Source organism: Chryseobacterium viscerum (assembly GCF_025949665.1).
In the GTDB taxonomy this organism is placed as follows: domain Bacteria; phylum Bacteroidota; class Bacteroidia; order Flavobacteriales; family Weeksellaceae; genus Chryseobacterium; species Chryseobacterium viscerum_A.
Genome location: NZ_JAPDFT010000002.1, coordinates 550150 through 574585, shown reverse-complemented (window position 1 = coordinate 574585; position 24436 = coordinate 550150). Strand labels below are relative to the sequence as shown.

Annotated in this window: 25 protein-coding genes and 2 tRNA genes; 18 read left to right on the top strand and 9 right to left on the bottom strand. The window is 36.5% G+C overall.

Annotated elements, in window-relative coordinates:
- The first annotated feature begins 8 nt into the window (after positions 1-8).
- The 11 genes from OL225_RS16795 to OL225_RS16745 all read left to right on the top strand — a co-directional run bounded on the left by OL225_RS16795 (position 9) and on the right by OL225_RS16745 (position 9941).
- Positions 9-731: a thioesterase II family protein gene (locus OL225_RS16795; protein WP_264518991.1), complete on the top strand. Its 723-nt coding sequence runs from the start codon at positions 9-11 to the stop codon at positions 729-731.
- 37 nt (positions 732-768) lie between these two features.
- Positions 769-1983, top strand: a complete 1215-nt coding sequence (locus OL225_RS16790; protein ID WP_264518990.1) for a TCR/Tet family MFS transporter — start codon at positions 769-771, stop codon at positions 1981-1983.
- 86 nt (positions 1984-2069) lie between these two features.
- Complete coding sequence (locus OL225_RS16785; RefSeq protein WP_264518989.1) at positions 2070-2972, top strand: AraC family transcriptional regulator; 903 nt, start codon at positions 2070-2072, stop codon at positions 2970-2972.
- A gap of 93 nt (positions 2973-3065) precedes the next feature.
- Positions 3066-5312, top strand: coding sequence for a TonB-dependent receptor (locus OL225_RS16780; RefSeq protein ID WP_264518988.1), 2247 nt, complete (start codon positions 3066-3068; stop codon positions 5310-5312).
- A 51-nt stretch (positions 5313-5363) separates the two neighbouring features.
- On the top strand, positions 5364-6023 hold the full coding sequence (locus OL225_RS16775) for a hypothetical protein (RefSeq protein ID WP_264518987.1): 660 nt from the start codon (positions 5364-5366) through the stop codon (positions 6021-6023).
- Between the two features lie 141 nt (positions 6024-6164).
- The gene (locus tag OL225_RS16770) at positions 6165-7478 is read left to right on the top strand and encodes a 2TM domain-containing protein (RefSeq protein WP_264518986.1); all 1314 of its coding nucleotides are present in this window, start codon (positions 6165-6167) and stop codon (positions 7476-7478) included.
- Positions 7479-7482: 4 nt separating this feature from the next.
- On the top strand, positions 7483-7788 hold the full coding sequence (locus OL225_RS16765) for a 2TM domain-containing protein (RefSeq protein ID WP_047375890.1): 306 nt from the start codon (positions 7483-7485) through the stop codon (positions 7786-7788).
- Positions 7789-7842: 54 nt separating this feature from the next.
- Entirely contained in the window at positions 7843-8412 is a 570-nt protein-coding gene (locus OL225_RS16760) for a methyltransferase family protein (RefSeq protein ID WP_264518985.1), read from the top strand.
- Between the two features lie 124 nt (positions 8413-8536).
- Positions 8537-8833, top strand: a complete 297-nt coding sequence (locus tag OL225_RS16755; RefSeq protein ID WP_047375895.1) for a 2TM domain-containing protein — start codon at positions 8537-8539, stop codon at positions 8831-8833.
- A gap of 28 nt (positions 8834-8861) precedes the next feature.
- The gene (locus OL225_RS16750; protein WP_185097817.1) at positions 8862-9137 is read left to right on the top strand and encodes a 2TM domain-containing protein; all 276 of its coding nucleotides are present in this window, start codon (positions 8862-8864) and stop codon (positions 9135-9137) included.
- A gap of 60 nt (positions 9138-9197) precedes the next feature.
- A complete protein-coding gene (locus OL225_RS16745) occupies positions 9198-9941 on the top strand; it encodes a LytR/AlgR family response regulator transcription factor (protein ID WP_255813272.1) in 744 nt (247 codons plus the stop codon).
- Between the two features lie 125 nt (positions 9942-10066).
- On the opposite strand, the gene OL225_RS16740 is transcribed toward OL225_RS16745, so the two are convergent.
- The 3 genes from OL225_RS16740 to OL225_RS16730 all read right to left on the bottom strand — a co-directional run bounded on the left by OL225_RS16740 (position 10067) and on the right by OL225_RS16730 (position 12683).
- The gene (locus OL225_RS16740) at positions 10067-11293 is read right to left on the bottom strand and encodes a DUF6051 family protein (RefSeq protein WP_264518984.1); all 1227 of its coding nucleotides are present in this window, start codon (positions 11291-11293) and stop codon (positions 10067-10069) included.
- A gap of 164 nt (positions 11294-11457) precedes the next feature.
- Entirely contained in the window at positions 11458-11655 is a 198-nt protein-coding gene (locus OL225_RS16735; protein WP_047375900.1) for a hypothetical protein, read from the bottom strand.
- 131 nt (positions 11656-11786) lie between these two features.
- The gene (locus OL225_RS16730; protein ID WP_047375902.1) at positions 11787-12683 is read right to left on the bottom strand and encodes a hypothetical protein; all 897 of its coding nucleotides are present in this window, start codon (positions 12681-12683) and stop codon (positions 11787-11789) included.
- A gap of 133 nt (positions 12684-12816) precedes the next feature.
- On the opposite strand from OL225_RS16730, the gene OL225_RS16725 reads away from it, so the two are divergent.
- Together OL225_RS16725 and OL225_RS16720 are read left to right on the top strand one after the other, a co-directional pair.
- Positions 12817-13551 (top strand): glycine-rich domain-containing protein, encoded by a 735-nt coding sequence (locus tag OL225_RS16725; RefSeq protein WP_264518983.1) that lies wholly within the window; start codon positions 12817-12819, stop codon positions 13549-13551.
- 12 nt (positions 13552-13563) lie between these two features.
- On the top strand, positions 13564-13914 hold the full coding sequence (locus OL225_RS16720) for a hypothetical protein (protein WP_264518982.1): 351 nt from the start codon (positions 13564-13566) through the stop codon (positions 13912-13914).
- A 234-nt stretch (positions 13915-14148) separates the two neighbouring features.
- Here the strand turns inward: OL225_RS16720 and mnmA are convergent, their stop codons facing one another.
- Positions 14149-15336 (bottom strand): tRNA 2-thiouridine(34) synthase MnmA, encoded by a 1188-nt coding sequence (gene mnmA, locus OL225_RS16715; protein ID WP_264518981.1) that lies wholly within the window; start codon positions 15334-15336, stop codon positions 14149-14151.
- A 191-nt stretch (positions 15337-15527) separates the two neighbouring features.
- Here mnmA and OL225_RS16710 point away from each other — a divergent pair, with 191 nt between their 5' ends.
- Positions 15528-16055, top strand: a complete 528-nt coding sequence (locus tag OL225_RS16710; RefSeq protein WP_047375914.1) for a hypothetical protein — start codon at positions 15528-15530, stop codon at positions 16053-16055.
- Between the two features lie 120 nt (positions 16056-16175).
- Here OL225_RS16710 and OL225_RS16705 read toward each other — a convergent pair whose 3' ends face one another.
- Positions 16176-18713, bottom strand: coding sequence for an ATP-dependent Clp protease ATP-binding subunit (locus OL225_RS16705; protein ID WP_264518980.1), 2538 nt, complete (start codon positions 18711-18713; stop codon positions 16176-16178).
- A gap of 151 nt (positions 18714-18864) precedes the next feature.
- On the opposite strand from OL225_RS16705, the gene OL225_RS16700 reads away from it, so the two are divergent.
- From OL225_RS16700 to OL225_RS16685, 4 genes are read left to right on the top strand one after another with little or no spacing between them, the layout of a single operon-like run.
- A complete protein-coding gene (locus tag OL225_RS16700) occupies positions 18865-19089 on the top strand; it encodes a hypothetical protein (RefSeq protein WP_047375919.1) in 225 nt (74 codons plus the stop codon).
- Positions 19089-20183 carry a glycosyltransferase gene (locus OL225_RS16695; protein ID WP_264518979.1) on the top strand — a complete coding sequence of 365 codons (1095 nt, stop codon included), beginning with the start codon at positions 19089-19091 and terminating at the stop codon, positions 20181-20183. Before OL225_RS16700 ends, OL225_RS16695 begins: the two co-directional genes overlap by 1 nt.
- Before the next feature lie 47 nt (positions 20184-20230).
- Positions 20231-20650: a SufE family protein gene (locus OL225_RS16690; protein ID WP_047375924.1), complete on the top strand. Its 420-nt coding sequence runs from the start codon at positions 20231-20233 to the stop codon at positions 20648-20650.
- A gap of 50 nt (positions 20651-20700) precedes the next feature.
- Positions 20701-21624, top strand: a complete 924-nt coding sequence (locus OL225_RS16685; RefSeq protein ID WP_413541857.1) for a glycosyltransferase family 9 protein — start codon at positions 20701-20703, stop codon at positions 21622-21624.
- Here the strand turns inward: OL225_RS16685 and OL225_RS16680 are convergent.
- From OL225_RS16680 to OL225_RS16665, 4 genes are all read right to left on the bottom strand, one after another.
- Positions 21614-22735 carry a hypothetical protein gene (locus OL225_RS16680; protein WP_264518977.1) on the bottom strand — a complete coding sequence of 374 codons (1122 nt, stop codon included), beginning with the start codon at positions 22733-22735 and terminating at the stop codon, positions 21614-21616. The genes OL225_RS16685 and OL225_RS16680 overlap by 11 nt on opposite strands.
- Before the next feature lie 119 nt (positions 22736-22854).
- Positions 22855-22929: transfer RNA gene (locus OL225_RS16675), tRNA-Val, on the bottom strand.
- 33 nt (positions 22930-22962) lie between these two features.
- A tRNA-Val gene (locus OL225_RS16670) sits at positions 22963-23037 on the bottom strand.
- A 42-nt stretch (positions 23038-23079) separates the two neighbouring features.
- Entirely contained in the window at positions 23080-24324 is a 1245-nt protein-coding gene (locus tag OL225_RS16665; protein WP_264518976.1) for a bifunctional folylpolyglutamate synthase/dihydrofolate synthase, read from the bottom strand.
- Between the last annotated feature and the right edge of the window lie 112 nt (positions 24325-24436).

Here is a 24436-nt window from a genome sequence, read left to right as displayed (position 1 = left end):
AAAACCCCATGAACAGAACCACATCACTAAAACCACAAATATTTTTGTTGCACTATGCCGGCGGAGACAGAAACTCTTTTCGCCCTTTAATAGAAAATTTGCAGCCTCATTTTCAGGTAGAAACTCCGGAACTTCCGGGAAGAGGAGACCGAATGTCAGAACCTCCTTTGAAAAATAAGAATGAAGCTTTAACGGACATACTGGAACAAATAAAACAAGCACGGAATAAAAATGTTCCCTATTTGATTTACGGTCACAGTATGGGAGCTATATTGGGATTTGAAATTTGCGGAGCCCTAGAAAAAGATAGCGATGCACCCGTACATTTTGTAGCTACGGGATATCCGGGCCCAGGAATAAAAGAAAGTACACCAATTGCACATCTTCCTAAAACAGAATTTTTTGCTGAAGTAAGAAAACTGGGTGGAATTTCCGATGAGGTGCTGCAATATGAAGAATTATTAGACTTTTTTGAACCTGTTTTGAGAGGAGATTTCGGACTTCTGGAAAGTAAAAGTAACCAGATTCCTAACATAAAAATAAAAACTCCCATTTATGCAGTAATGGGGAAGAGCGAAAAATACGCACTGAATATAAGAAACTGGGCTAATTATACTGAAGCAGAATGTGAATGTCAGATCGTCAACGGAAACCATTTCTTTATCAATCAGAATTTCAACTATCTGTCGCAGGTAATCAAAAACCTCATGAATACTGCAGCAGCTAAATAATAAATATCTAATTCATTCATAAAGTAAAACCTTACCTATGCCTGGAAGAAAAAAACACGCATTAACCTTTATCTACATTACAGTCCTTATTGATATCATTGGGATAGGAATCATTGGGCCTGTACTGCCTACTTTGATTACAAAACTGTCAAATGCAGATAATATCAGTATCACTGCCCAGTATATTGGATGGTTTATATCCATATATGCTTTAATGCAGTTTTTGTTTGCCCCTGTTTTGGGTGGCTTAAGTGATAGATATGGACGGAGACCGGTGCTTTTATGTTCATTGTTGGGACTTGGAATAGATTATCTCATTCTTGCATTGGCACCTGATATTGCTTGGTTGTTTGTAGGAAGAATCATCAATGGAATAATGGGTTCCAGTATGACAACAGCGGCAGCCTATATTTCAGATATCAGTACTCCAGAGAAAAGAGGACAATATTTTGGCATTATGAGTGCCGTTGCCGGAGTAGGGATGATTATTGGGCCGGTTATAGGAGGAGCTCTAGGACAATATGGAGAAAGAATTCCTTTTTATGCCGCTGCCGGATTAAGCTTACTGAATCTGGTATATGGTTTTTTTGTTCTCCCAGAGTCTTTGTCAGAAAGTAACCGCCGCCCATTTTCCTGGAAAACAGCCAATCCGATTGGAGTAATAAAAAGTCTGGATAGAGAGATTTTAGCACCCTCATTTATCATTGCCTTTATTCTCATTGCCTTGGCGGGACACTCCGTACAAAGCTCATGGAGTGTATATGTCATGGATAAATTTAACTGGAAAGAGGATATGATAGGTTATTCAATGGGATTTTTAGGACTGTTGATGGTTATCTTCCAGGGAGGATTAATTGGACTCTTTATCAATAAGCTGGGCCAGAAGAAATCAGTAATTATTTTCCTGGCATTCTTTTGTCTGAGCATGCTGCTATTCGGAATAACCAACAAAGGATGGATGATGTTTGTGGTAATTGCTATTTATGCCTTGGGAGGAATGGCATCTCCAATACTTCAGGCCATGATTTCCTCAAAAGTCCCAGATAATAAACAGGGGCTGTTGCAGGGAGGCCTCACCAGTGTCCTTAGCTTAACCTCTATTTTCGGACCATTGCTGATGACCTGGGTATTTGCTTATTTTACCTCTCCTCAGTCACCCGTTTTTTACAGTGGAGCGCCATTTATTTTAGGAGCTGTTTTAGCAGTAATCGGTAGTTTTTGTATATATATCGCAATGAAAAGAGGTCATTAATAGAATAGGACACTGCATTATTTAGCAATAATAGACAACTGAAATGTGTTTAGGATCAATACCTTTGTGATTCTACACCTTTTATTTTGGAAGCATATAAAAAACGGATTGTAAAAACAATACAATACATTGATTCGAATCTTGACGCTGATCTTTCTCTTGAAAAAATTGCAGAGATCAGTGCCTATTCACCGTTTCACTTTCACAGAATATTTAAACTCGTTACCGGTGAGACCCTTCAGAGCTATATTATCAGAAAGAAAATAGAAAAAAGTGCCCTTCATCTGGCGGTGCATAAGAACATGGAGATCAAAGAAATTTATTGGAATCTTGGATTTTCAAACCACTCAGCTTTTTGCAAAACATTCAAAAAACATTACGGTCTGCCTCCTACAGAATTTCGCAGATCAGCTCCGGAAAAATTTCACAAGATTTTACAAACACATAGCAAGAACGGACAAATTGATACGGTTTTCAGCCAATACATTTGCAATATTGAAAACCTATTAAATTGGACCAATATGAATTTAAAAATCGAAGTAAAAGAAATGCCGGAAATGAATCTGGCATCTGTGATGAGCCTTGGAATTGCCAATGTGGAATCTTCTTTCAATGTATTAATAGACTGGGCTATCAGAAAAAATCTTTTTCCGCGGGAAAAAGTCAAAATGATTTCCGTTTATCATGACAGTTTCAAGGTAACTCCTGCCGATAAGGTTAGGATTCATGCATGTATGCTTTTGGATGAAAAATTGAATGAAACACAGGGAGAAGTTTTTTCAGAAACCATAGAAGCCGGAAAATATATTGTTGGAAGCGGGGAAATAACGCTCAACGACTTCGAGCAATGCTGGGTTTCTTTGTTTTTATGGATGAATGAGAACAATTACACTACCAGAAGAACCTTTCCTTACGAAATCTATCACTCTAATTTTAAAGAGCATCCGGAAGGAAAAATGATCGTTGATTTTTGTATTCCGATTCATTAATTTCCCATTCGGTAGCAAAAGAATGCCTTTCGGTAATAAATTTTTTACAGAAGGGCATTTCTTGTACTATTTTTGACCCAGAAAACAATAAAAATGAAAACACAAGGACAAAACATACTGTTCCTGATTCTCCTTCTCGCTTCCATCATGGGATATTCACAGATAAAAATATCTGGAAAAGTATCTTTCAAAAACAAAGGAGTAGCTGAAGTAAACGTCACCCTGAAAGATACCTATGACGGTACCACCACAGATGCTCAGGGTAATTTTACATTTGAAACTTCAGAAAAAGGAACTCACAAAATCACTTTTACCCATCCGAAATATGAAGACGTAGAAAGGGCTGTCACTATTGAAAACCAAGATATCTCTTTGAATATTGATCTTAAAGAACAGATCAGTGAAATTGATGCAGTAGTAGTTTCTGCAGGATCCATTGAAGCAAGTGATAAGAAAAGAGCAACAGCATTACTTACTCCCATAGATATTTATACTACGGCTGGTGCGGACGGACAGATTTCTTCAGCATTGACCTATCTTCCGGGAGTACAAAAGGTGGGTGGAACCGAAGGGCTGTTCATTCGTGGTGGTACAGGAACAGAGTCTAAAATTTTTATGGACGGAAGTCTTATCAATAATTATTTTTCTAATTCTGTTCCGGGAATTGCAGGAAGAGACCAGTTCAATACCTCTCTTTTCAAAGGAAATATATTTTCAAGTGGCGGATATTCGGCGTTGTACGGGCAGGCTCTTTCAGGTGCTTTGATGCTGGAAAGTGTTGATCTTCCGGATGAGAGTTCTTACAGTTTAGGTGTTTCACCTATTTTCCTTAGTGCCGGATTTCAAAAGCTTGGAGATAGTAAAAACTATTCCTACGGTGCTACAGCAGGATATTCTATTTTAAGTCTGATGCAGAAAGTCTTTAATTTTAATACAGATTTTGTTGAAGCACCACAAGGTCTTAATGGAGATCTGAATTTCAGATTTAAAACAAAATCTGGAGGCTTTTTCAAATACTATGGGATGTTCAATTCCAATAAAATGGGAGTAAGGTCAGAAAGCCTTGAACCCGGATATGATTTCAGTCTGGTAAAGCTTAACGGTAAAAACACTTTTCATAATCTCTCTTTTAAGCAGAAATTTGGGAAATATCTCCTGAATGTAGGTGGATCTTACTCTTACAACAGATCTGATCTTCATTTTTCTACAGAAACCAATGATATTGAATCCAACAGAAGCCAGCTTCTTACAGATGGAAATTACATTAACTTCAAAGCAGTTCTTGAAAGAAAGATCAACAGAATCAGTGCTGTAAGAGGAGGATTTGAACTGAACAATACTGATGAAAACCTGAACTTTGAAACGGTGCAGAAACATTATAAAGATTTGATTTCTTCCGCTTTTCTTGAAACAGATTTGGGTTTCAGCAATGCCTTATCAGCAAAAATAGGAGTAAGAGCAGAGCACTCTTCTTTTTTAGGAAAGAATAATATAGCTCCACGTTTTGCTATTGCTTACCGTCTGGCAAAAGACTGGACAACTTCCTTAGCTTACGGTCTTTTTTATCAGAATCCGGAAAGTAAATATATCAATGGTCCTGCAGACCTTGGCTTCCAGCAGTCTCAGCATTATATTTTTCAGGTTCAGAGAGCGTCGGAAGGCAGAACATTACGTTTTGAAGCATTTTATAAAAAATATGACCAATTGATTAAAACATTTAATGTTACACCGGATAAAGAACAGAATCAGCAGACTCAGACTGCATTAAACAACAATGGATACGGATATGCAAAAGGAGTGGAATTTTTCTGGAGAGACAATAAAAAAACGTTTGAAAATATTGATTATTGGATCAGCTACTCATATCTGGATTCCAAAAGAGATTTTCTTAATTACCCGGTCAGCCTGCAGCCAAGTTTTGCCGCTGAACACACCCTTTCTGCAGTAGCAAAAAGATTTATCCCGGAATGGAAACTTGGAGTAAACTTATCATATACCTATGCCAAAGGGCGTCCTTATTATGACATTGCCTCTACATTTGAGAATGGAAAAGCCATTAATTATACCCGGAATGAAGGAAGGTTAAAAGATTATAACGCGTTGAATTTCAGCGTCAATTATCTTCCGAATATCGGTAAAAAAGATGCGAAAGCTTTTCCGGTATTTGTATTGAGTGTCAGCAATATTTTAGGATCAAAAAATGTATATGGCTATAATTTCTCAGCGGATGGTTCCAGAAACTCTGCAATCGTTCCGCCAGTCAATACTTTTGTATTCATAGGAGCATTTATAAGTTTTGGAGTAGATAAAACGGATGATGCCATCAATAATAATTTATAAAAAACATACCTTAGGGCAAACAAACATAACTAACTTTTAAAATTTGATATCATGAAAAAATACCTTTTAAGCTTTGCTTTAGCTTTTATGAGTTTAACAGCTTTTGCACAGGCAGATTACGACAAAATAATGGCTGAAAAAATTGGAAAAATAGAAGTCTGTAAAACAGCGGAAGATTTCCAGACTCTGGCCAATGATTTTCAGAGAATAGGAAGTAAGGAAAGCACAAAATGGCTTCCGGCATACTATTCGGCATTTTCTTATATCCAAAAAGGAAGAACATTGATGAGAGACGGAAAAATGCAGGAATTGGATGCTATTGCAGATCAGGCCGAGAAACAGTTATCAATGGCGCAGAATCTTGCCGGAGCAGATAATGCAGAAATTCATCTGTTAAGAAAAATGTCTTATTCTCTGAGAATGATGGTAAATCCGGCACAGCGTTATATGACAGACGGAGCCAGAGCTGCCGAAGAACTTAATATTGCAGAAAAATTAGAGCCTGCAAATCCGAGAATTGCCCTGATCAAGGCAGAAGATGTTTATTTTACTCCTGAACAGTATGGAGGAAGCAAAACCAAAGGATTGGAAATGTTCAAAGATGCACAGGCTAAATTTAAGACCTACAAACCTAAAACTGGTTTAGATCCTAACTGGGGAAGAGGTGAAGCTGATTATTTTCTAAGTCTTCCAGCAGAAAAAGCAAAATAGGACATTCTCTACTTTACATATAAATTAACCTTCATTCGTGAAGGTTTTTTTATACCGCTCAGGAAAGAAAATCAGCCCTTCGGTAAGAATTAATTTTTGATACCTTTAATAAAAACTAATTTTGAGTCAAGAAAACAGATCATGAAACGGAAATACTTTACCACATTACTTTGGACTTCATTAGGAACCACCTTGTTTTTCTTTTTGTTTTTTAATGATGAAAAGACTTTGCAGACTTTTTTGATCACCCTGCTTCTTTCAACGATGTATTCTTTTGTATTGGGATTTGGAAACGGATTTATCAATGAATTTCTCAACAGGAAATTTCCCTGGTCAGAAGCTACCAGAACAAGAGCTGTTTTAAGTATCATTTCTATCATCATTGGCAACTTTATTCTGGTCTATTTCTGCAATTATATGAACTATGTGGTGATTCAGAAAACGGCAACCACTGAAGAGTTTTTTTCATCAAAATATGGAGTTACCAATTGGTTCATGATCAATATTGCTCTTCTTATTTCAGCTTTCCTTCATGCTAAGAGTTTTATGGAAGAGCTGAAGAAGACTTCCAGAAAAGAAGTGGTAGAGCAGAAGCTTATCGCCAAATCGGCAAATGCTCAGTTTGAAAGTCTGAAGAACCAGCTGGATCCCCATTTTCTTTTCAATTCTCTGAATGTTTTAAGTTCCCTGATTGATGAAAATCCGCGGCAGGCCCAAAAGTTTACTGCTTCAATGTCAAAGATTTACCGTTATGTACTTGAACAGAAAGATAAAGAGCTGGTAACGGTGGAAGATGAAATAGAATTTGCAAGAACATATTGTGATCTTTTGAAAACAAGGTTTGAAGACAGTGTAGATTTTACTTTTGATGTTGCCGAGGAAGACTATCAGAAATATGTAGTTCCATTGGCTTTGCAGCTGCTGCTGGAGAACTGTATCAAGCATAATTTTGCTACATCATCAAAACCGTTGGTCATAAGAATCTTTTCAGCAGGAAATACCCTCTGCATTGAAAATAATCTTCAGATAAGAGAACAGATTAAAGAAAGCTCGGGGATTGGTCTTGCTAATATTGTACAGCGTTATTCTCTGCTTACCGACCGAAATGTTTTCATAGAAAAATCTGAGGATCATTTTAAAGTAAAGCTTCCAATGCTGATGGCTAAGCCACAAGTTTCCACCTCAAAACCTGAGGATGATTCTGCTGCTTACAAACGTGCGCAAAAGAGAGTAAAAGAGATTAAAAGCTTTTATATGAACCTGATTTCTTACTGTACCGTAAGCGCCTTTTTAATCTTTATTAATCTCTTTACAAGCAGCAGAAATCACTGGTTCTGGTTTCCTGTATTGGGATGGGGAATTGGAGTTGCATCTCATGCATTTCAGGTATTTGGAGTAGGAGAATCATGGCAGGAAAAAAAGATTCGTGAAATTATGAACAAACAAAAAAAATAAAGCGATGGAAAGATTTGACGAAAATGATATTGAATATCAGCGTGCCAGAAGACAGGTAGAAAGATTACGTGGATTCTACGGACACTTATTCGCTTATATTGCAGTGAATGCTCTGATTGTTGTGTATAACTGTATGAATCTGAAGCCCGGTGAAAGTTATTTTCAGTTTAAAAACTTTTTTACAGCCACTTTCTGGGGGATAGGACTTGCAGCACACGCTGTTACAGTTTTTTTACCAGGTGTTAATTTTATCAGAAAATGGGAAGATAAGAAGGTAAAAGAACTTATGGATAAACAGAAAGATCAGTAAGGGGATTGCCAATTTTTTAATCAAAATACTTTTAACTTTAAAAACTCATTAAAAATGAATACTTTATCAACGCTGTTCTACATTTCAATGGGTGCCTGGTTTGTTACTGAATTTCTTTACAAAAACATACTAAAATCCGGTAAAGAAGATCAAAAGAACAAAGATAAATCCACTCTGAATATCTTATGGCTAGCCATTCCTTTTTCTATCATGAGTTCGATATTCATATCTTATAATACTCATTTTACGATTGTTGAAGGAAGCTGGATTCTTTATCTTGGAGAGCTCCTTATTCTTATCGGAATTATATTCAGATATATGATTATCAGATCTCTGGGAAAATATTTTACGGTAGATGTGACCATCAGACAGGATCATAAAATCAAAAAAGAGGGGTTTTATAAATACCTGAGACATCCTTCTTATGCCTTTTCTCTGCTGACCTCTCTTGGGCTGGGTTTGTACCTGAATAACTGGCTGTCATTCATCTTTGCTTTTGTACCTCCGTTTTTAGCTTTTGCCTACAGGATTAAAATCGAAGAGCAGGCTTTGGTAGAACAGTTTGGTGATGAATATCTTGAATACAGAAAAAGTACAAAGAAACTGATCCCGTTTATCTATTAATTACCCGTTTTTACGATTCGGATAACATAATCTACCATTCGGTAATATAAAATTGATTTGAGCCCTTTTCCTGAGCTACCTTTGATTCAGAAAAAACAAATTAACCTTTTTAAAACAAAACATTATGGAAATTTTACCAAATAAAGAGACGATTGCTTACAGAAAAGCATCCAGAAGAGTAAAAGAACTAAAAGAATTCTATGGAAATCTTACTTCTTATGGTATTGTTATTCCATTTCTGGCAATACTGAACTTTGTGACTGCTCCCGGATATTTATGGTTTTTATGGCCGGCACTGGGCTGGGGAATAGGAATTGCGTTTCATGCAATAAGTGTATTCGGAATTGGAAAAAGCTGGGAAGAAAGAAAAATAAAAGAACTGATGGAGAAGGAGGAAAAAAGTAGCATCAAAAAATTTTAAAATATAATAACACCTAAAACTTATGATCATGAATTACGAAACTGCAAGCGAAAGAACAAACAAAATCAGAAAATTCTATAAAAGCATTTTTATATTCGCCATCTTTGCTGTTCTTATCATTCCTGATGACATTTTTGGCGAAAAGATGATTAATTTTCGATTGTTTGACAGATATACTATCCTGGGAATCTGGGGATTTATTATTCTTGTAAAAGCTGTAAAACTGTTCCTTTTTGATTCTGAATGGGAAAGACGTATGATCGAAAAAGAGCTTGAAAAAGAGAAAAAACCGATAAACTTTTAAAATTTGTCCGCTTTTATTTACCTTTATTTCCTAAAATCTGAAAACCAAAATTAAAGCTCAATGATCAAAACTGTCATTATAGAAGATGAAAAACCTGCTTCAAGGAAATTAGAACGTATGTTGAATAATTTTCCTGAAATTGAGATTGTTGCGAAAATAGAATCAGTAGAAGAAGGAGTTGCCTGGTTTTCTGAAAACGAACATCCACAGCTGATCTTTTCTGATATTGTTTTAGGTGACGGACTGTCTTTTGATATCTTTGAAAAAATTCCGACGAAAGGATTCATTATCTATACCACGGCTTTTGATCAGTATACGCTGAAAGCATTTAAGCTGAACAGCATCGATTATCTTTTAAAACCTATTCTTGATGAAGATCTGGAGGGAGCGGTGGAGAAGTTTAAATCTTTTATTCCTGCCAACAACACCAATGGCTCTCAGGATATCAAACAGCTGATCAGAAAAGAAAAATCTACGCTGTCCAGAATTCTGGTAAAAATAGGGTATAATCTTAAAATTATCCAGACCCAGGAAATAAGCTGTTTTTTCAGTGAAAATAAAATCGTTTATCTTCAGACAGAAGACCGTACATATCCGTCAGATTTTACGCTGGATGAGTTGGAAGATGTTCTGGATGAAAAAAAGTTTTTCAGAGTGAACAGACAGTTCATTGTCAGTTCAGACTACATTAAAAATATTCATACTTCACCTTACTATAAAGTGGATATGGAGTTTCAGCCCGAAGAAGAAATTACGGTAAGTAGAGACCGTGTTAAAGACTTCAAAGATTGGCTTGTCAGTTGATAAAAAAGGAAGACATTCGATCATGAACTGACTTCCTCACCATACCAAAAACAAATACCATGGATCTTATACTGTTGATTTTTAAATTGTTCCTTTCACTTTTTTATACCTGAAAACAGAAGCAATCAGGAGTTGTAAAAGTCACTGGCAGATTGTACAAACTGGTGAAAGGCTTCTGTAACTTCTTTTTTATGTTTGTGAGCAAGAGGAAACGGAACCATATGGGAATATTCATACGGGAAATCTTTGATTTCTATATCTACATTGATATTCCTGTAGCCTCCTTGTAAGGTATTCAATGCTTCCATTGGAGGGGCAACACTGTCTTTTTCCAATACATAAGCTTTTATCTGAGACTGAATTTCATGAATTCTTTCTTCCCTTTCCTTTTGAAAATAATTGTAACGAAGCATCTTTTTGAACCAGCTTTCCTGCGGATGCAGATCATCATTCTGATAATGCTTCAAACGGGTATCTGATTTAAAATCAGAACTCAAAAGCTCTGTGAAGACAGACTGCATTTTAATAGTTGCCTGGGTATCCATGATGTATTTGGATATTGGAAACATCCGGTCAATAGTCATTCCTCCACAAAAACAGAAAACTTTAGAGCGGGTAAAATGATGGTTAGGATCTGCCATTTTAATAATCATTGAAAGAAAAGCTCCTATGGAATATCCAAATAAATCCAGGTCTGCTTCCGGAGAAACTCCTTTTATCTTATGGTTTTTAATATCTTTCACTACTTCGGTAATATCAGAATAGGTCTGTAGTCCGGACCAGAAAATCCTTTGAGGATGAGCTTCCAATCTTGAACTTATCGCAGCATTTACATAGGAGAAATTCATATTTTCAGGATATTTTTTCTTCCTGAAACGAACTACTTCCATCATGTGATGGCGGTCACTCCAGATTGGCTCTGCACGATCCATATGAAAGGCAATAGGAAACAGAATAATGGCTTTTTGTGTTCTTTGGGCCAATTCATACGCCCATGGCAGATATTTGTCCCATTTCTTTTCGTTCAGGCCATGGAAGAGAAAAATACATCCTTTGGCGGTTTCTATATCTGCTCTTTTCAGGATATAATATTCAAACTTTTTATTACATTCAATATCAAAATCCTTGGTGTCTACAGCGGGCTGGCCATAAAAATGATACCCTTTTTCGTTGACTTCCAATGATTGCTGATGTTTGCTGCAATGTTGATGTTCCGAGCCATAAAGCAGATCAGAAACCTTCGATTCAAAAGGAAAAGATTCAATGGTTATATTCAGTTCTTTGAGTTCAACCCTGCCTTCTCCGGAATCAAAATTACTTTTCAAAACTTCATACAATTCATAATATTCCATAGTAAGACAATTGAAGGGTTCCTATTTATGAACTATCAATTTAGAGAATTATTACTGTAATCGGTTGATTTTTAATAGTTAAATGTATTCTAGGCATAGGAGAAAAAATAAACCCCGAAACAGTCTTATTCCGAGGCAGCAGATATATAAATTGATAAGGATGTTTATTCTTTTGCTTCTGGGTTTTCTCTATGTTTCTGAACGGTGATCCCTGTAAGGGTTATCATGATAATACATAGGATAAGATCTGCCTTTTCAGGGTGAAAGATTTCCTGGTAAATATTATACCCTGCAAGTATTGATACAAAAAAGATAAGGACGTTGTTAGCGGATGAATATTGATTTTTAATCGTTGTTTTCATAATAATTTTTTTTGTTATTTACTCAGTAAGTATGAGAATAAGAAATACGTTACAACAATTTTTAAAAATAATCAGCTATTCCCAAGTATTAGAGATTTTCAACTTTTGGTCTTTCAGTTTAAATTTACTAACTATCTGTAATCAATCCTGTTAGATTCAGTGTCTTCAAGTTGTTTAAGGATAGATTCTGGAATTTCATCGCTGTCAATAGGGAAGCTGATAGAGTCTGAAATAAAGTTTTTCCTTTCTGCTTTCCTGAAGATTTCAAACAAAGCAATCGGCTCCTGATTGAAACTGATGCAGGTGCTTATGAAGTGGATTTCGTGTAGTTTATATTCCGGATTCTTAAGCTTTTCTTTAATGTCTTTTATTCTTGAAATAAAATGGCGCTGGCGGATAAAAGTATTGCTGTTCATGATGATAAAAACATAATCTGAATACGCCGTAACCTTACCAAAATACTTATGATGGTCACCGCCGCTCCTTTCAATAAAATATTCTCCTGTTGTTTCCGACTTATAAATTTCCATCGCGGAGCGCCATATACGGTCTTCCTTTGCCATTAAAGGATTGTCAGGAAGATTTCTGTTATAAGAATACCAACAGCCTACCAGGCGGTCTAGAAGAGCTGTATTCAGATTTACATTATTGAGATCAATTTTCAGGTCATTAAAATTGAATGACTCTGTAGTGGAATTAATGAAATCTATATAATTGGCGTAGCCCAGAACTTTGACAATGAGGCTCAGTTTTGCAAGGTTCGGTCTGCTCAGAGCAGCATTTTCATTCTGCCTGAATTTTTTCAGTTTATTGATAATCAGATGCTCATACAGGTAATTGGTCCCCAGAAGATCAGGTTCTTTTTTAATTTCTTTCTCAGAAAGGTCATTGATAATGAGCTCATTAAGTTCTGCACTGATATAGGACCATTCGGTTTTGGTAACATCTTCCCAATGGTTTTTCTTTAAAAAGTGGTGGCTTAAGAAATTCATTAGTTTTTCAAGGTGCAGTATATCTTCCTTTTTCATCTGTTTATTTTTAATGGTCAGATTAATTTTATAAGACTAATTTAAGATTTTTATCAAACCAAAAAAGACTTTTGAGGGACTTTTATATTTTAAAATCCATTGATATTTGAATAGAAAAACAAAATTTAAAACAATGGAAACAAGAATGTTATTAAAAGATGAATCCCTTTGGAACCGAATACAGGGATTTTCTCTGGATACTCCGGGTGTTGATTTCCCTTTTTCAAAAAAGCTGGCAAAAGAAGAAAGCTGGAGCCTTGATTTTGCAAAAAAAGCAATTGAAGAATATAAAAAGTTTGTTTATCTCTGCTGTATTCTTCCCAATGGAGCTTCTCCCAGCGAAATAGTAGATAAAGTATGGCATCTGCACCTGATCTATACTCAGAATTATTGGGAAGAATTCTGCCCGAATATTTTAAAAAGACCGCTCCATCATCACCCTTCTAAAGGAGGAAATACGGAAAGAGTGAAGCACGAGAATTGGTTTGCAGATACAATGTCAGGCTACAGAAACATATTTCAGCAGGAAGCACCTGAAGAAATCTGGAAAGGGATGAGGAAAAAATCTAAAGTAAGACTATGGATGAAGAAAATGACCTTTTTTGCTCCGATTTTTATTTTACTGTTGCTGTTCTCCTGTACAGAAGGAACAAGTTTCACTGGATTACTGGTTACAGCAGTAGTTTTTGCCATTATTTTTATTTTGGGAACAATAACCTCAATTATAGGAGATAATGAAGTCTCCGATCCCAATAGGAAGGATAAGCAAAGCGGTGATGGAGGAGGCGGAAGTTGTGGGGGATCGGGCTGCAGCGGAGGAGGAGGTTGTGGCGGAGGCTGTGGCGGTTGCGGGGGATGTGGTGGATAAAAACTAATCAATATGAAAAAACTAATCATTCATTCAGCTCCCATTGTAGTAAGCTTTATATGGCTTATAACAGTATGCCAGACTTTGAATCCAATTATTCTTAAAGGTCCGGATTTTCTAAAATTTTATCTTATCCTGGTTCTCGGATTCTATGCTTCAGTTTTTATTTTAAATTCCATGACAGATGCTATCTCGAAAACTACATTTTATTTTGTAGGCTTCATTTTTTTACTGGGAATAATAAAACTGATAAGAGGAATCATGTTGGGAAAACCCGTTGGATTTCTGGTTATGATTTTAATTCTGGAATGTATTGTGGCAGTGTTGCTTATCATGAGCCACATCAATAAGAAAATGAAATAAAAGTTTCGTAAAAACAAACCCGAAACAAAACTGTTCCGGGCTTTTATTAGTAAGGTGTTGAGATCAAATCTCTCACTTTTTTTCTTTTATGGGCTGGTAGCCATACTTTCTGACCATAACGGAGGTGATAACTACTAAAATAAGGCTGATAGCAATATTCGAGTTTTCCGGATGAACAATTGACTGATAGAAATTATAACCGAAAACTGCGGATACTAGCGATCAGGATATTCCTTACGCAATCACACCGCTTCCTATAAGTTCCTCATCAATATACCATGAAGCAAACTGTCCTTCTGCAATAGCAGACTGAAGTTCATCAAATTCAACATATAAAGCATTTTCAAACTGAAATATAGTTGCTTTTTGCAAAGACTGTCTGTATCTGAATCTGGCCATTACTTCCATAGATTCTCCATTCTGAAGTTTCATATCCTCACGTACCCAGTGTAGCTCAGAATTATCAATTTTCAGTGCTTTTTTGTGAAGTCCTGGGAAATGACTTCCTTCTCCCACAAAAATGATATTGTTTTCCATATCTCTTGAAACGATAAAGCAGCTTTCTTTATGACCGCCTATACCAAGACCTCTACTTTGTCCAATCGTAAAAAACTGGGCTCCCTGATGTTTCCCGATTACTTTTCCGTCAGATTTTTTATAATTGATTTTTCTGGATAAAAACTCAAGTTCCTCTTCTTTAGAGGTGAATTCCGGTTTTTCTTCCGAAAATAAAGGTGAATCTTTGAAAATTTCTACAATTTCTCCTTCATTAGGTTTTAATTGCTGCTGTAAAAACTGTGGCAGGCTCACTTTCCCGATAAAACATAATCCCTGGGAATCCTTTTTATCTGCAGTTACCAATCCGATCTCTTTTGCGATTTCTCTTACCTGAGGCTTTGTAAGTTCTCCGATAGGGAATAGTGCTTTTGAAAGTTGATCCTGGCTCAGCTGGCAAAGGAAATAAGACTGATCTTTATTATTGTCTTTTCCGGCAAGAAGATGGAAAATTTCTTTTCCGCTTTCGTCAAAAGTAGAATTTACCCTTGCATAATGTCCTGTTGCTACTTTATCTGCTCCTAATGACATTGCGGTCTTCATGAAAACATCAAATTTTACTTCTCTGTTACACAATACATCCGGGTTGGGAGTTCTTCCTTTTTCATATTCTGCAAACATATAGTCAACAATACGTTCCTTGTAAAGTTCACTCATATCTATCACCTGGAAGGGAATTCCAAGCTTTTGTGCCACCATAAGGGCATCATTACTGTCCTCTATCCAGGGACATTCATCTTCCAGGGTTACGGAAGCATCATTCCAGTTTCTCATAAACAAAGCCACTACCTCATGGCCCTGCTGCTGCAGCAAATACGCTGTAACACTAGAATCTACACCTCCGGAGAGGCCTACTACTATTTTCATTGTATTTCAATTTTACGAAACTCTTAACGGGAGTTCTTAGTTTGATGCGGCAAAAATACAACTAAATAAATTCGTAAAAAAACCATAATTTTAAACATTGATAAAAACGATGTTAATCGTAAACCCCATCGTAAGACGATAATAGCAAGTGATGAAAGGAGGTAATACCATCAAAAAAAATATATCTACATATGAAAAAGTTTATTATTTCTATGATGCTGATAGGATCAGGATCAGCATTTTCCCAGGTTTCGGTAGGAACTCCGGTGCAAGAAAACAGCAAATGGACCTTTGGAGGTGGAATTGGATTAGGATTTGGGAGTAACAGCGCTTTTAACCTGTCTGCTTCCCCAAGAGTGGGTTACAGGCTTACGGATGATCTCGAAGCGGGAGTTGTGGGAAGTGTATCCTGGCAGACTTCCAATTATTATAAATCTACAATGTTTGGAGTAGGACCATTTGTGAATTACTATTTTGCCAGATCATTTTATGTGGGAGCAAACTATCAGCATTATTTTGTAGATTATAAAGATAAATACTATGATTATAAATACAATACGGAAGAAAATGCATTATATCTGGGAGGTGGATATATGCAGAGAATCGGAAATAATTCTTTTATGCAGCTGGGATTAATGTATAATGTGCTTTGGAAGGAGAATTCCAGTGTGTTTTCAAGCGGCCTGATCCCGAATATCGGTTTCGTAGTGGGGCTTTAAATTGATTTTGTATCGTTTATCCCGTTTAATACAATATTGGCCCTAGACAAAACTTATAAAAACAAAAATCCCCGGGAATTTTCCCGGGGATTTTCTATTGAAATTAAATTATTTATTTAATTATGATTGAGAAGACTTCTCAGCAGCTGATTTTTTCGCTTTCTGCGTTTTTCCAATCAGTCCGTCCTTAGCATCATTAAGATCAAGAACCACGGTTTCTCCTTCATTCAATTGCTTGTTTACCAGCATTTCTGCCAATAAGTCTTCAATATATTTCTGGATTGCTCGTTTCAATGGTCTTGCACCGAAATCTTTATCCCATCCTTTTTCAGAAATAAAGTCTTTCGCTTCTTCAGTAAGATCCACTTTATATCCTAATTTTTCAATTCTGCTATACAATTTGTTCAATTCAATATCAATAATTTTCTTGATATCATCCTGAACAAGAGAGTTGAAGATCACAATGTCATCAATTCTGTTTAAGAATTCAGGAGCAAATGCTTTCTTAAGGGCACTTTCAATGGTGCTTCTCGCTCTTGTATCTGAGCTTGTCTTTTTAGCTGAAGTTCCGAACCCTACGCCATCTCCAAAGTCTTTAAGATCTCTCGTTCCGATGTTGGATGTAAGGATGATAATCGTATTTCTGAAGTCGATTTTTCTGCCTAAGCTGTCTGTAACGTGTCCTTCATCAAGGATCTGTAACAGAATATTGAATACATCCGGGTGAGCCTTTTCAATCTCATCCAAAAGAACCACTGCATAAGGTTTTCTTCTTACCGCTTCAGTCAGCTGACCACCTTCTTCGTATCCTACGTATCCCGGAGGCGCACCCACCAATCTTGAAACTGCGAATTTCTCCATGTATTCACTCATGTCAATTCTGATCAGAGATTCGTCAGATTCAAACAGCTCTCTCGCCATTACTTTAGCAAGCTCGGTTTTACCAACCCCGGTTGTTCCAAGGAAAATAAATGTACCGATAGGACGGTTCGGATCTTTAAGACCTGCTCTGTTTCTCTGAATTGCTTTCACAACTTTTTTCACAGCATCTTCCTGGCCGATTACTTTTCCGTTCAGTTTTTCATCCATCTGGGCAAGCTTGTCAAGCTCGTTTTTGCCAACTTTCGTTACAGGAACTCCACTCATCATAGAAACCACTTCCGCTACATTTTCTTCCGTTACGGTTTCTTTTTTCTCTTTTACATCTTTATCCCATTTTTCCTGGGCTGCATTCAGTTCCATTTGAAGACGTTCCTCTTCATCTTTAAGCTTTCTTGCTTCAAGGTAATCCTGAGCTTTTACAGCTTTCTGCTTCAGTTCTTTGATATCTTCAATTTTCTTTTCAAAATCAATGATTTCTGTAGGAACTTTCATGTTTTTGATATAAACACGTGATCCTGCCTCGTCCATCGCATCAATCGCTTTGTCCGGTAAGAAACGGTCTGTAATATATCTCGATGTCAGATTCACACACGCTGTAATAGCTTCAGGAGTATAAATTACATTGTGGTGCTCTTCATACTTATCTTTGATCTGATTCAGAATCTGAATAGTTTCATCAATAGAAGTAGGCTCCACCATTACTTTCTGGAATCTTCTTTCTAAAGCACCGTCTTTTTCAATATATTGACGGTATTCATCCAGAGTCGTTGCCCCGATGCATTGAATTTCTCCTCTTGCCAAAGCAGGTTTAAACATATTGGAAGCATCTAAACTTCCAGTAGAACTTCCCGCTCCCACAATGGTATGAAGCTCATCAATAAATAAGATGACATCTCTGTTTTTTTCCAGTTCCGTCATAATGGCCTTCATTCTTTCTTCAAACTGGCCACGGTATTTAGTTCCGGCAACTAAACTTGCCAGATCCAAAGTGATCACACGTTTTCCGTAAAGAACTCTTGACACTTTTTTCTGTTGAATTCTTAATGCCAAACCTTCAGCAATGGCAGATTTACCAACTCCCGGCTCCCCAATAAGAAGTGGGTTGTTTTTCTTTCTGCGGGATAAGATCTGAGAAACTCTCTCAATTTCTTTTTCACGCCCGATTACCGGGTCTAGTTTTCCATCTCTTGCCAAAGAAGTAAGGTCTCTACCAAAGTTATCCAATGTAGGCGTTTTACTTTTTGCAGAACCTAGATTTCCTGTAGGCTTTCTCATTTGCTCAAATTCTTCTCTCTCATCATCATCATCGTAAGCACTCATCTGTGGAGACTGGCCTGAATTTTTAAGCATAGTCTGGTATTCTCTTGAAACTCCTTCATAGTCGATGTCATAAGCTCCCAGAATATTTGAAGTAGGATCCTCATATTTATAAAGAATACCCAAAAGCAGGTGAACGGTATTAATTTCATTGCTTTTATATTGACGGCATTCTAACTCTGCACGTTTAATGGCATGATCTGCCATCTTAGTGAAAGAAATATTGGTAACCTCTTCAGAAATAGGATTAAGACTCGCTGTATTTAAAGTTTCAATTTTTCTTCTGATTTGTGTTAAATCCGCATTAAGGTTTTGAAGGATTTCTTTTGCAGAGTTTTCCGTTTTTATAATACCTAAAAGTAGATGTTCTGTATTAAGAAATTCACTTTTCAGCCTTTTAGCTTCGCTTTTGCTTTGTTTGAACACCTGGCTCAAACCTTGTGAAAACTTATAATCCATAATATATCTCATTAGAACAAAGGCAACATTACCTTTTATTCATTATCTAAATTACAAATATTTTACCAAAAATCAATTAATGACTTTATGGCAGAAAAAATTTTATTATCTTATTGAAAATGATTAAGTTTGTTATCCTTAAATTTCCCCCATGAATACTGAAATTACCACCTACATCGGCTATTCTGCTTCTCTTTTTATCGTATTGAGTTTCATACTGAAAGATGTAAGAAAAATCAGAGTAGTCAACATGATCGGCTGTATTTGTTTTGTCATTTATGGTATCTTCAATGGAATGCTTTGGCCGGTTATCATTCCAAACGGGCTCATTTGTTTCATTCAGATCTATTATTTAATATTAGACAAGAAAAATTAATGAAGAAAAAAATACTAGTGTCTGCCTTTAGCAGTTTGTATACCGATCAGCGAATAGAAAAAGTATGCAAAACCCTTTTTGACAACGGATATCCCATTGAACTGATCGGAAACGATTGGGAAGGAAATGAGGCAATGGAACGTCCTTATCCTTTTTCAAGAATAGGATTGACGTCAAAAAGCCTGAAGACAGCTTATTTTGAGTTCAACTGGAAATTATACCATGAACTTAAGAAAAAAGCGGACAAAGATACTATCCTTCATGCCAATGACATTGATGCACTTCTGCCAAATTATCTCATTGCCAAAAAAATGAACATTCCGTTGGTCTTTGACAGTCATGAAATTTTTACAGAAATGCCATCGGTTCAAAAAAGATTCTCCCAGAAATTCTGGAGAGTGCTTGAACGAAAACTGGTTCCTCATATGAAACTGATGATGACGGAAAGTGAAAGCTATGCCGAATGGTTTCATGAAAAATATAATGTAAATCCCATTGTTGTCAGAAATATTCCGAGGAAAATCCTCTCTGCCCCCGAAATTCCGGAAAACCACCCTAAAATTATTCTCTACCAGGGAGCGATTAATCAATCCAGAGGAATAGAAAAAATGATTGTGGCAATGCATCATATTAAAGGTGCTGTTTTGAAAATTGCAGGCGACGGCCCAAAGAAAAAAGAATACGAAAATCTTGTCATTCAGGAGAAACTTCAGGATAAAGTATTTTTCCTTGGTAAGCTGAAACCTGAAAATCTCAGGGAAATAACCAAAACTGCTGATGCTGGATTCAGTCTTGAAGAAAATAACGGAGTAAGCTATTATTTTTCACTCCCCAATAAGGTTTGTGATTATATCCAATCCCGAGTACCGCTTGTCATGATAAATTTTCCGGAAATGCAGCGTATAAAGAATCAGTTTAATGTAGGTGAAATCATTACAGATCATCAGCCTGAAACGATTGAAAAAGCGATTAATCTGGTTCTTGAAAGAGGAAGACTGTATTATCAGAGCGAACTTAATAAAGCCGCAGATGTATTTTGCTGGGAGAACGAAGAAACAAAAATCCTTCAGCTTTTTGAAAAAGCATCCCGGTAATAAATTTTACAAAATTGGTTATCTTTGCAAAAGAAATTTTATTAAAAATGACCATTAAAGAAAAACAGCAGGAAATAATCGACGAATTCGCTTTTCTTGACGATTGGGAGCAAAAGTACGAGTACATTATTGATCTTGGAAAAGAACTGAAAGGGTTGCCGGAAGAAAGAAAAACTGAAGAAAATCTGATAAAAGGCTGCCAGAGTAAAGTTTGGATTGATGCTGAATTTAAAGATGGGAAACTTTTCTTTAATGCAGATTCTGACGGTATTTTACCCAAAGGAATCGTTTCTCTTTTAGTAAGTATCTATAGTGGGCATTCCACTCAGGAAATTCTGGATTCTGATTTTGATTTTATTGCTGAAATAGGATTACAGGAATTTCTTTCGCCATCCAGAGCTAACGGATTGATGGCAATGACCAAGCAGATCAAGTTTTATGCAGTTGCCTATCAACTGAAATCATAGCCGTGACAAAAATTTTAGCATATCGTTTTTCCGCATTCGGAGATGTTGCGATGACTGTACCTGTTTTCAGAGAATTTCTGGAGCAGAACCCCGGTGTGGAAATTATTATGGTGTCCAGGAAGAATTTTGAAGGCCTGTTTGCGGGAGTTCCTAATGTGACCTTTAAAGGGATTGATCTGGATGATTATAAAGGTCTGTTTGGATTGAGGAAACTGAGCAATGAACTGATCAAAGAGTTTAATCCGGATTGTATTGCCAATCTTCACGACGTGATCCGAACCAAGGTTTTAGATCGGATATACAGAAGAAAAGGACTTAAAGTTTTTAAAATAGATAAAGGGAAAGAGGAAAAAGAACATCTTACGGATGTCTGGAATCTCGAGAAAGTACAGCTGAAGAAAACAGTGGAGCGTTATGCTGATGTATTCAGGAAAATGGGATTCAAAGTTGAGCTTTCACATCAGCTCAGACCAACTCCGGAACAAAAATCAGGGATTGGTTTTGCCCCTTTTGCTCAACACAAAGGAAAAATGCTTCCTCTGGAAAAATCCTATGAACTGGTCAGAATTCTGGCTCAGAAACATACGGTATATTTCTTTGGCGGAGGTAAAAAAGAAACAGAAACCCTTGAAAGATGGGAAAGTGAAATTCCCAACACCAAAAATCTTTCCGGAAAATTAAACCTTACGGAAGAACTTAATCATATTGCGAAGCTGGAACTGATGATTTCCATGGATTCTGCGAATATGCACCTTGCCAGTCTTGTAGGAACAAGATGTGTTTCTATTTGGGGTGCTACCCATCCATATGCCGGGTTTCTAGGATTCGGACAGAGTGAAGAAGATGTTGTTCAGGTAAAAGATCTTACCTGCAGGCCGTGTTCTGTTTTTGGAGATAAAGAATGCTACAGGGGAGACTGGGCTTGTCTTGAGGAATTTAATATCCAGAAAGTGGTAGATCGGGTTAATTTTTAAAAATAACCTTTATAATCTGTCCGGCTTTAGCATGATCCGAGTGTATTTTTTCTAAGACTTGCTTTCTTTTTTCAGTGTCATCATAGTCTTTTTCAGCAGAGGAGATAATCTGTTGGCGGATTTCAGGCATATCAGCTCCATAAAGGCATAAATCCGTTAAAGCAGGATCATCTGTAATATTCCCATTAATAATCACAAAACGACTGTTGTAAAGGGTGTTGAAAAGCTTCACTTTGGTTCCTGAATTCTGGTAAGAAATCAGAATATTGGCATGGGCGTTTTCCAGAAGGTGGCAAAGGTTTTCTGAAGTACGAATAGGAACGAGGTTGATATTTTCCACTGCAGATATTTTTCTTTTTATGTCTTCACTGGCACGATCGGAGGCAACAATCAGGTTATACTGAGGAAGAGTCTTGAATAAAGTAAGAGTCTCAGCCAGTGCTTGTTTGTTATCAGCCGTAGTGAGATCTCCATGAAAAAGAAAATATTTTCCCTTTTTATCTAGCTGCTTTACAGACTGATTACCATGAAAAATGTGGATTAACTGGGCATTTCCTGAATAAGTCTTCACTTCATTATATTCTTTTTCAGACAGGCAGAACACCGTTTCAAACTTCTTTAAAAGCTTTTTCTGATATCCTGCATACTTTAAAGATTCAATTTTGTAGACTATCTTTTTGAAGATATTTTTCTCTGAGACAGAAAGCCCTTTATAGTACTCTTTTTCGTTATTATGGTAACGGAGGTAGAGTTTGTGGTTATTGCCTCTTATAAACCGCATAATATGGGTTGTTTGTAAGCCTTCGAACAATACAGGAGCTTTAATCTTTTCAAGATTTTTAAGAAGTAGATCGGAATCTCTTATTATAGCAGCGAAAGGCGTTTTTAGGAAATAAAGAAGAATGTTTTTTTTCTTTTCATAAAAAAAGACATTTTCCGTAATGTCTTTGACTTCCGGATCAATCTTATCAGGGATTTGATCTACAAAACAGTGAAGGTGGATTTTTACTCCCAGATCAGACAAAGCATTGATCTTATAATATACATCAATAATTCCACCATAAGAAGGAGGGTAGGGGTAATTGAATGATATGATATGGAGTTCCTTCATGTCAAGCGAAATTCAAATGCAAGCAAAGGTAGATAAATATAAGGAAAAGTGGAGGGAAGCTTTATTAATTACTTAGGATAAAAATAAAAAAATCTCCCAGAAATCTGAGAGATTTTTTGTGGGTCCTGAGGGATTCGAACCCCCGACCCTCTGGGTGTAAACCAGATGCTCTGAACCAACTGAGCTAAGAACCCGAATTTTTTTGAAAGGTTTCGTTTCCTTTTCTGTGGGTCCTGAGGGATTCGAACCCCCGACCCTCTGGGTGTAAACCAGATGCTCTGAACCAACTGAGCTAAGAACCCTCTAGACTTGTTCTCTTGTTTAGAGTGGTGCAAATATACGACTTATTCTTTAATCTCCAAATTTTTTTCTAAAAAATCTCCCACTACAAAGTTGCTTCCGCCGATAAAAATCATTTCTTCATTTGTACATTGTTCTTTTGCAGACAGATACGCTTCCTGTACGGAATCGAAAATTTTATAAAAAATTTTTGCCTCCTGAAGTAGATTTTCATAATCTTCCGGGTGTCTGCCCCTGTTGACAGATGGTTTTGCAAAATAAAACTCAGAATTTTCAGGAAGTAATTTCATCACATCATCTATTTTTTTATCATTCACAAACCCCAAAATGACATGCTTGTGTCTGTCAATTGAATTTAATTGTGAAAAAACATACTCCAAACCTGCCTGATTGTGTCCCGTATCACAAATTGTAAGCGGATTATTTGAAAATTCGAACCAGCGGCCTATAAATCCTGTATTCTGATGAACATGGAGGAGTCCATTTTCAAGATCATTGTCAGAAATATGTATTTCCAGTTTTCTTAATTCTTCTACGGCAGCCAGTACAACTCGGATATTTTTCTTCTGATAATTTCCTTTCAGATCAGAGGTAAGGGGTGTCTCAATAAGAGTTGCATCTATAAAAGAAGCATTTTCTTTTGTTGCTTTATTTCTGATGATATTTTTGACTATTTCATTTTCATCACCAGAGATAACAGGGATATTGTGTTTAACAATTCCGGCTTTTTCCGCTGCAATTTCTTCGATGGTATCTCCAAGAATATTCTGATGATCCAGTTGAACATTTGTAATTGCAGAGATCAGGGGTTTAATAATGTTTGTTGAATCCAGTCTTCCTCCCAATCCAACTTCAATAATGGCAAAATCTACCTGCTGCTGATAAAAATATTCAAAAGCCATGATTGTTGTAAATTCAAAGAAAGAGGGGCGGATATCTTCTGGAAGGTTTTTTAATTTTTGGATAAACTCAAAGACAAATTCCTTATTACAGTTTTTTCCGTTAACCTTGATACGCTCTGTAAAGTCTATCAAATGCGGAGAATTGTATAATCCGGTTTTATAACCAGCCTCCTGAAGAACCGATGCCAGCATATTGCTTGAAGAACCTTTTCCATTGGTACCGCCAATGTGGATACACTTTATTTTATCCTGGGGATTTCCAAAGAAAGCGCAAAGCTTGATGATATTGTCAAGTCCAGGTTTGTAAGCCTTCTGTCCATCTATCTGATAGTTGGGCATCTGCACGAAAAGCCAGTCAATAGCTTCCTGATATTGTTCATTTGTCATGATGCAAAATTCTCAAAAGTTTTATTAAAATGAAACTATTTTTTTCAATCTGTAACTTTTTTATATTTACTTCGTCTAATAGGGAAAAATCTTAATATGAAATCGCTGTGAT

Excerpts from the sequence above, each read along its gene's own strand:
- OL225_RS16770 (WP_264518986.1), top strand. The coding sequence starts at position 6,165 with ATGAAACGGAAATACTTTACCACATTACTTTGGACTTCATTAGGAACC.
- OL225_RS16755 (WP_047375895.1), top strand. The coding sequence starts at position 8,537 with ATGGAAATTTTACCAAATAAAGAGACGATTGCTTACAGAAAAGCATCC.
- OL225_RS16690 (WP_047375924.1), top strand. The coding sequence starts at position 20,231 with ATGACCATTAAAGAAAAACAGCAGGAAATAATCGACGAATTCGCTTTT.
- OL225_RS16720 (WP_264518982.1), top strand. The coding sequence starts at position 13,564 with ATGAAAAAACTAATCATTCATTCAGCTCCCATTGTAGTAAGCTTTATA.
- OL225_RS16790 (WP_264518990.1), top strand. The coding sequence starts at position 769 with ATGCCTGGAAGAAAAAAACACGCATTAACCTTTATCTACATTACAGTC.
- OL225_RS16680 (WP_264518977.1), bottom strand. The coding sequence starts at position 22,735 with ATGAAGGAACTCCATATCATATCATTCAATTACCCCTACCCTCCTTCT.
- OL225_RS16735 (WP_047375900.1), bottom strand. The coding sequence starts at position 11,655 with ATGAAAACAACGATTAAAAATCAATATTCATCCGCTAACAACGTCCTT.
- OL225_RS16745 (WP_255813272.1), top strand. The coding sequence starts at position 9,198 with ATGATCAAAACTGTCATTATAGAAGATGAAAAACCTGCTTCAAGGAAA.
- OL225_RS16760 (WP_264518985.1), top strand. The coding sequence starts at position 7,843 with ATGAATACTTTATCAACGCTGTTCTACATTTCAATGGGTGCCTGGTTT.
- OL225_RS16710 (WP_047375914.1), top strand. The coding sequence starts at position 15,528 with ATGAAAAAGTTTATTATTTCTATGATGCTGATAGGATCAGGATCAGCA.
- OL225_RS16750 (WP_185097817.1), top strand. The coding sequence starts at position 8,862 with ATGAATTACGAAACTGCAAGCGAAAGAACAAACAAAATCAGAAAATTC.
- OL225_RS16780 (WP_264518988.1), top strand. The coding sequence starts at position 3,066 with ATGAAAACACAAGGACAAAACATACTGTTCCTGATTCTCCTTCTCGCT.
- OL225_RS16795 (WP_264518991.1), top strand. The coding sequence starts at position 9 with ATGAACAGAACCACATCACTAAAACCACAAATATTTTTGTTGCACTAT.
- OL225_RS16725 (WP_264518983.1), top strand. The coding sequence starts at position 12,817 with ATGGAAACAAGAATGTTATTAAAAGATGAATCCCTTTGGAACCGAATA.
- OL225_RS16685 (WP_413541857.1), top strand. The coding sequence starts at position 20,701 with ATGACTGTACCTGTTTTCAGAGAATTTCTGGAGCAGAACCCCGGTGTG.
- OL225_RS16665 (WP_264518976.1), bottom strand. The coding sequence starts at position 24,324 with ATGACAAATGAACAATATCAGGAAGCTATTGACTGGCTTTTCGTGCAG.
- OL225_RS16740 (WP_264518984.1), bottom strand. The coding sequence starts at position 11,293 with ATGGAATATTATGAATTGTATGAAGTTTTGAAAAGTAATTTTGATTCC.
- OL225_RS16730 (WP_047375902.1), bottom strand. The coding sequence starts at position 12,683 with ATGAAAAAGGAAGATATACTGCACCTTGAAAAACTAATGAATTTCTTA.
- OL225_RS16705 (WP_264518980.1), bottom strand. The coding sequence starts at position 18,713 with ATGGATTATAAGTTTTCACAAGGTTTGAGCCAGGTGTTCAAACAAAGC.
- OL225_RS16775 (WP_264518987.1), top strand. The coding sequence starts at position 5,364 with ATGAAAAAATACCTTTTAAGCTTTGCTTTAGCTTTTATGAGTTTAACA.
- OL225_RS16700 (WP_047375919.1), top strand. The coding sequence starts at position 18,865 with ATGAATACTGAAATTACCACCTACATCGGCTATTCTGCTTCTCTTTTT.
- mnmA (WP_264518981.1), bottom strand. The coding sequence starts at position 15,336 with ATGAAAATAGTAGTAGGCCTCTCCGGAGGTGTAGATTCTAGTGTTACA.
- OL225_RS16765 (WP_047375890.1), top strand. The coding sequence starts at position 7,483 with ATGGAAAGATTTGACGAAAATGATATTGAATATCAGCGTGCCAGAAGA.
- OL225_RS16695 (WP_264518979.1), top strand. The coding sequence starts at position 19,089 with ATGAAGAAAAAAATACTAGTGTCTGCCTTTAGCAGTTTGTATACCGAT.